The organism is Inquilinus sp. (genome assembly GCF_039594555.1).
Lineage (GTDB): Bacteria > Pseudomonadota > Alphaproteobacteria > DSM-16000 > Inquilinaceae > Inquilinus.
Genome location: NZ_JBCNNF010000026.1, coordinates 23,699 through 30,345, shown reverse-complemented (window position 1 = coordinate 30,345; position 6,647 = coordinate 23,699). Strand labels below are relative to the sequence as shown.

Sequence of the window (6,647 nt, the reverse complement as noted above, 5' to 3'; positions counted from 1 at the left end):
CCGCAACGCGCTGCGCGCGTCCTCCACTCCGTTCCGGCCCTGACGCTCATCCTGCGCACCGCCGCAATCGCTCCGACCGGGTGCGGACCGCCTCCCTCGGCGGGCCTGCCGGCCGCTCTCCGCCGCCCACCCCGCCCGTGTCGGGGAAAGGCGCGGTGGTTTTGCCAAAGGAGAGCGACCATGACGACGATCATTCGCGACATCCCGCTGTCGAAGCTCGTGCCCTCGCCGCAGAACGTCCGCCGGACCGGGCGTGAGGCCGGGATCGAGGAGCTTGCGGCGAGCATCGCCGCGCACGGCCTGCTGCAGAGCCTGTCGGTCCGGCCAGTGCTGGACGGGGAGGGGGCCGAGACCGGCAGGTACGAGGTGATCGGCGGTGGCCGGCGCCTCGCCGCCTTGAAGCTGCTGGTCAAGCGCAAGCAAGCCCCGAAGTCCGCCCCCGTGCCCTGCGTCATCGTGGAAGGGGAGGTCGAGGAACTGTCGCTGGCCGAGAACGTGGTGCGGGAGAACCTGCATCCGGCCGACCAGTTCGAAGCCTTCAAGCGGCTTGCGGACGAGCACGGCTTCGGGGCGGAGGAGATCGCCGCCCGCTTCGGCGTGACCTCGCAGGTGGTGCGGCAGCGGCTGCGGCTCGGCGCCGTCAGCCCGAAGCTGATGCAGGTCTATCGCGATGGCGGGCTGACGCTGGAGCAGTTGATGGCCTTCGCGGTCACCGAGGACCACGCCCGGCAGGAGGACGCCTTCGCCCGCCTGTCCTGGAACCGGGAGCCCGGCACCATCCGGCGCATGCTGACCGAGGGGCGTGTCGCCGCCCGCGACCGCCGGGCGGTCTTCGTCGGTGCCGCCGCCTACGAGGAGGCCGGCGGGACGATCCTGCGCGACCTGTTCACCGAGGATAGCGGCGGCTGGTTCGAAGACGCCGGCCTGCTCGACCGACTGGCGCTGGAGAAGCTGGAGCGGCTGGCGGAAGAGGTCCGGGCCGAGGGTTGGAAATGGGTCGAGGTCTTCATCGACTATCCCTATGCCCACGGACTGAGCCGGACCTATCCCCAGCCGGTGGAGCTTCCGCCCGAGGATCAGGCGATGCTCGATACGCTGTCGGCGGAATGGGACGCGTTGGCCCAGCAGCATGACGGCGACGGCCTGCCGGATGAGGTCGCCGCCCGCCTCGATGCGCTGAATGCCGAAATCGAGCGGCTGTCGGCGCAGCGGCATGCCTATGATCCGGATGTCGTCGCACGGGGCGGTGCCTATGTGGTGCTCGGCCCCGATGGCGCTCCCCGGATCGAGCGCGGCTTCATCCGCCCGGAGGACGAGCCGCCAGTGGAGGAGGGGGCGGACTCCGCCATGGACATTGACGATGCTGCTGCAAACGAGGCGGATGCGGCCGGTGGCGATGAAGACGACAACCAGGATGCCGCCAAGCCGCTGTCGGACAGCCTGGTCCGCGACCTCACGGCGCATCGGACGCTGGGGCTGCGGCTCGCGCTCGGCGACGACCCGGACGTGGCGCTGCTCGCTGTCACCCACGCCTTGGCCGCACGGACTTTCTACCGGGGCCAGGAGGACGGTGCCTGCCTCGACATCCGCGCGAACTCGGCGTTCCTCGGCGGCCATGCCCACGGCATCGCTGACACCGCGGCGGCACAGAAGCTGGAGGAGCGTCACGCCGCCTGGGCGGTGCAAATGCCGGCGGATGTGGCCGGTCTGTGGGGCTTCATCGTCGGCCTCGATCATGACAGCCACATGGCCCTGTTCGCCCATTGCGCGGCCGTGACCGTGTTCGCGGTCAGGATCCCCTGGGATCAGCGGCCGAAGGCGATGGCCATGGCGGATGTGCTGGCGCAGGCGCTGAGCCTCGACATGTCCGCCTATTGGGCGGCCACGGCGCAGAGCTACTTCGAGCGGGTCACCAAGGCACACATCGTTGCCGCCGTGTGTGAAGGCGTCTCCGAGGAAGCGGCGGAGCGGATGGCAGGCATGAAGAAGCAGGACATGGCCGTGACGGCGGAACAGCTTCTGACCGGGACCGGTTGGCTGCCGGCACTACTCCGCACACCAGCGGTGGAGCCGAGCGCCGGCATCGCCGAAGGCGAGCGATACGCCGACGCTGCCGAATAGCTATCTGGCCGGGGCCGCCAACGGCCCCGGCCTTCCACCAGCTGTCCGTCTGCCGGAACTTCCCGCCGCTGCCCGGTTCGTCCCCATTGCCGCCATTCTGAGGCCAGCCAGGCTGCTCCGAACCGGACATCCTGGTCGCTGCGACGAGTTCCCGAAAGCGGAACATCGGGAGGGGTCGTTTGGTCCCCTTTGCAGACCCCTCAGGGCGCTTCGCTTCTTCCGTACCGGAAATCACCCTCGTCCTGGCGAGTGCCGGAAGCGGAAATCAAAGGCACCGTCGGATCTTCATCAATCTGGCGATTACCAGCTCGCTGGCTCCCATCCACGGCAACGCCGAGCAAAGTGATCGGACGGATGGGTTTGGCCTAAGTCATGATGCCGAGCCGACTGGCCATGTATATGAGATCAGCTAGTGAGTGGGCCTCCATCTTGCGCATCAGATGACCGCGGTGCGCCTTCACCGTGATCTCGGTGATGCCGAGCTCGAAACCCACCTGTTTGTTCAGCAGCCCCGCCACTACCAACGCCATTACCTCACGCTCCCTGCGGCTCAGCGAAGCGTATCGATCCCTGAGCATCCGCAACTCGGACTCCAAGACTTGTACATGTCTGCTGTGCCGAAGTGCCTGTTCCACGGCCCCGAGCAACGCCTCATCACCTAACGGCTTGATCAGGAACTCAACCGCGCCTGCTTTCATCGCTCTGACAGTCGTCGGCACGTTGCCATAGCCGGTGACGAAGATGATCGGCATGTCCGTCCGCTCGACCGAAACAAGGGTCTGCAGGTCGAGCCCATTGAGATCGGGCAGGTTGACGTCGAGGATCAGGCAGTTCGGAACTGCGGGCGCCGGGCAGTCCAGGAATTCTTCAGCCGACTTGCATATCTGCGGCTCCCACCCCGCCGAACGGATGAGCAACTCCAGAGATTCGCGCACGGAAATGTCGTCGTCGACGACAAAGACGATGGGCGTTTCCTGTGGCGTGGATGCCAACCTCGGCCAATTGTCGGTTGCAGTCGCCAGATCCGTATTCATCGAAGTATCCTCACCCGATTGCTGCGCAAAATTTAATCGATCACTCCGCGTCAAGCGCGAGTTCCAGCGCCTGCTGAAGGTCGGCATCGCTGAATGGCTTGAAGAGGCACTCCACCGCACCTTGCTCAATCAGGCGGGGCCGTACGGTCTCATCCTTTTGGGCGGTGATGTAGACGATCGGGATCGATCGACCTTGACGTCCGAGTTCCATCTGTAATTCCGGTCCGGTCATCCCTGGCATCGCGACATCGAGAATCAGGCACCGGGTTCCGTCGATGCAGTCCGATGCCAGGAACTCCTCCGCCGATGTAAACACCCTCGCATTGAACCCGAACTCCACGAGCAAATCCGGCAAGGACTCGCGAACAGATTCGTCGTCGTCGACTACCGAGACGAGGGTGGCCGCCATCTTCATATTAGTTCTTGTCCCGGTGAGGCGGTGGCCGATGGATATGACGTGCCACAGCCTCGCGCCTCCGTTCGATCCGGGACATACCGTGGGAGGGAAAATACGAACGTCGCGCCCGGACCGTCGTCATTCGCTTTCGCCCATAGGCGGCCACCATGGCTCTCGATGATGGATCGGCTGACGAACAGCCCGATGCCCATTCCCTCGCTCTTGGTCGAATAGAAGGCTTCGAAGAGACGCTCGGTCCCCTCGGGCCCGAAGCCGGTCCCGGCGTCCTGCATGACCAGGCGTGCGCAGCCTTCGCCATCAGCCTCGGTCCGGATTAGGAGTCGCCTTGGTCGGTCATCGACACCGCTCATGGCATCCAAGGCGTTTCGCATAAGGTTCATCACCACCTGGAGAAGCTGGACGCGGTCACCACAGACAAGTGGAAGGTCGGCGGCGAGTTCGGTCTGCAGCACAGCCCGGCTTGTCTGGAGGTCTCCGGCGGACAGAGCGATCACTTCCCGCGCGGCGTCGTTCAGATCCACCGGCTCGATCGTGGCGGCGCGCTTCGTGAAGAGCCTGCGCAGGCGCGCGATCACCTCGGCGGCGCGATTGCCGTCGCGGATGGTCCGGCGTGCCGTCTCTCGCGCACCTTCGACGTTCGGCGGCTCGGCGCCCAGCATGCGAAGGCACGTGCTGGCGTTGGTGACGATGCCCGAAAGCGGCTGGTTGACTTCGTGAGCGATGGAGGCGGTCAATGCTCCCAGACTTGAAATCCGGGTGACGTGCGCGAGTTCGGAGCGGGCCGCGCTGAGCGCCTCTTCCGCGATCCGGCGCTCCGTCACGTCCTGAACCGCAGTAAGGCATTCAATCCGTTCGTCCTGGTGGCGGATGGCGCGGCCGAAGGTGCGCAGGTACTTGACCCTGCCATCCTGCATGCGCAGTCGGATCTCGTAACCCACATAGCTCTGGCCGGATCGGACCCGAGCCATCTGGGTGGAAAGGGACGGAAGGTCATCGGGATGAATCCGCTCCTGGATTCGCGCCAGGGTTACCACGGACCCCGGGTCGAATTCGAATATCCGGTAGAGCTCTTCGGAGAACGCGACCTCATCGGTGTCCACGAACCAGGAGAAGGCACCGGTTGAACTGAGGCGCTGAGCTTCCGAAAGCAGGGTTTCACTCCGCCTGAGCGCAGCTTCCGTGCGTGAACGCTCGATTGCAATGGCCGCGATCTGGGAGGCATGCGAGATGAGTGTCTGGTGATACGGCGACGGAACCGCCGCCTTGCGCTGGACCACGCAAAAGGTGCCGAGGACCTCTCCGTTCTTCGAGCAGATCGGCGTGCTCCAGACCGCCCTCAGACCATGCGCCAAGACATGGGACCTGACCGCGGATGTATACCAGCGGGGATCCGATTCGATGTCCGCCGAGACCACCTGTACCTTCTGGTGAGCCGCTATTCCGCACGGCAGCAACTCGCCGCTGACGGGGAGCCGCGCGACCGGGTCGCTGTAGCTGGGAGGAAGCGATGGAGCCACGGCGTATTCGAATGTCGAACTGTTCCAGTCAATCAGATGGATGTCGCAATAACAATCGAGTGCGGCACCTTCGACCATCCGGCACAACGCGCTGAGGACGTCGCGGATCGCGCTGCCCGTCGCAATCATCTCCAACAAATGCTTTTCGCCGCCGAGGAGAGTCTCCGCCCGCTTGCGATCCTCGATGTCGTGGCTGACGCCATACCAACGGATGATCTTGCCCGCCTCATCGTGGACCGGTACGCGGCGCGCCATGAACCAGCGATAGGTGCCGTCGGCTGCTCGGGTCCGGTACTCATCTTCGAACGATTCCCCACTGGCAACGCATGCGCGCCATTTGCTCTCCGTCGCTTCAAAGTCGTCTGGATGGATTGCGCCAGTCCAGCGCCCGTTTGTCAGGTCCTCAGGAGCGAGACCCGTGAACTCCCTCCCACGCTTGTTGCTTGCAAGGCGCGAGCCGTCGGCATCGTAGGTTGCGGCAAGCGCGGGAATGCTGTCGAAGGCTTGCTGCAACTCGCTCTCGGCCTCGATAGCCTTTACCTCTGCGCGCTTTCGTTCATCGATGTCCGTATTGACTCCGTACCATCTGGCAATGGTCCCGGATTCATCCCTCAACGGATTGGCGCGGAAAAGGAACCAGCGATACTCACCATCGAACCGGCGCAGCCGGGCTTCACCTTCCCCTGCCTTGCCCGATGCTCGGACGCCTTCCCAGGTGGCGGCCAGCCCGGGCATGTCATCCGGGTGCACGGCTACCGTCCACCTCCAGCCCATCGCCTGGTCCGAAGTCAGGCCGACATAATCAAGGTAGTGCTGATTGAAGAAGTCGGCCGACCCATCCGGGCGCGCCGTCCACGCCACCGCCGGGATCGTGTCGACGATGAGCTTGAAATTGCGCTCGCTAGTGGCGAGAGCTTCCTCGCTCCTGCGCAGGGCGTCCTCCGCTCGGCGGCGCTCCGCGACCTCCTGGGTCAAAGCGGCGTTGGCTGCCGCGAGGTCGCGCGTACGCTCCGCAACGCGTCGGTCGAGATCCTGTGCAAGATGCTTCTGTTCACCAAGCAGCCGTGCCTCGTGCAATGCGACGACCGCCTGGTTCACCGCGACGGTTAGGAGGAGTTCTTCAGTCTGCAACGGGAAATCCCGCCGTCGCGATCCCGCGACCACGACACCGATCTCTCCATGCAGGCCCAGCGGCCGCAGCGCGGCAAAAAGCCGGGCCTCTGCGATCTGGATCCACGCCGTCGATGGCCATGTCGATGAGGCATGGCCAAGCTCTCGCTCGAGCGCCACACCGATGTCCCGCGGCTGCGTCGCTGGCCCGAGCGTCTGCGCAACCCGTGCCATCTCGATCGGCGTGCCGTCGTCTTGCTCCAACAGACGAATATAAACGACGTCGACGCGCAGCATCGCGGCAAGAGCATCGAGCAAAGTGTCGGCGATGCGGGCGAGATCACCGCCGGCCCAGACGGCAGGGAGGGCCAGCAAGCTGATCAGATCGTTGATGCAGTGCTTGAGGCGCCGGATCTCCTCGCCAGGGGGCTCGAGCTGCAGTTCCAT

Annotated in this window: 4 protein-coding genes; 1 reads left to right on the top strand and 3 read right to left on the bottom strand. The window is 64.8% G+C overall.

Annotated elements, in window-relative coordinates:
* Positions 1-2,121 (top strand): ParB/RepB/Spo0J family partition protein (locus ABDW35_RS04820; protein WP_343712716.1); only part of this gene is annotated, 2,121 nt, incomplete at its 5' end.
* Between the two features lie 365 nt (positions 2,122-2,486).
* Here ABDW35_RS04820 and ABDW35_RS04815 read toward each other — a convergent pair.
* The 3 genes from ABDW35_RS04815 to ABDW35_RS04805 are packed head-to-tail and all read right to left on the bottom strand — an operon-like array spanning position 2,487 to position 6,647.
* Entirely contained in the window at positions 2,487-3,155 is a 669-nt protein-coding gene (locus tag ABDW35_RS04815) for a response regulator (RefSeq protein WP_343712715.1), read from the bottom strand.
* A gap of 40 nt (positions 3,156-3,195) precedes the next feature.
* A complete protein-coding gene (locus tag ABDW35_RS04810; RefSeq protein ID WP_343712714.1) occupies positions 3,196-3,570 on the bottom strand; it encodes a response regulator in 375 nt (124 codons plus the stop codon).
* Entirely contained in the window at positions 3,567-6,647 is a 3,081-nt protein-coding gene (locus ABDW35_RS04805; protein ID WP_343712713.1) for a PAS domain-containing protein, read from the bottom strand. Before ABDW35_RS04805 ends, ABDW35_RS04810 begins: the two co-directional genes overlap by 4 nt.

Bases quoted from the DNA above. Each gene is read 5' to 3' on its own strand.
- ABDW35_RS04815 (WP_343712715.1), bottom strand. From the start codon at position 3,155: ATGAATACGGATCTGGCGACTGCAACCGACAATTGGCCGAGGTTGGCA.
- ABDW35_RS04810 (WP_343712714.1), bottom strand. From the start codon at position 3,570: ATGAAGATGGCGGCCACCCTCGTCTCGGTAGTCGACGACGACGAATCT.
- ABDW35_RS04805 (WP_343712713.1), bottom strand. From the start codon at position 6,647: ATGGAACTGCAGCTCGAGCCCCCTGGCGAGGAGATCCGGCGCCTCAAG.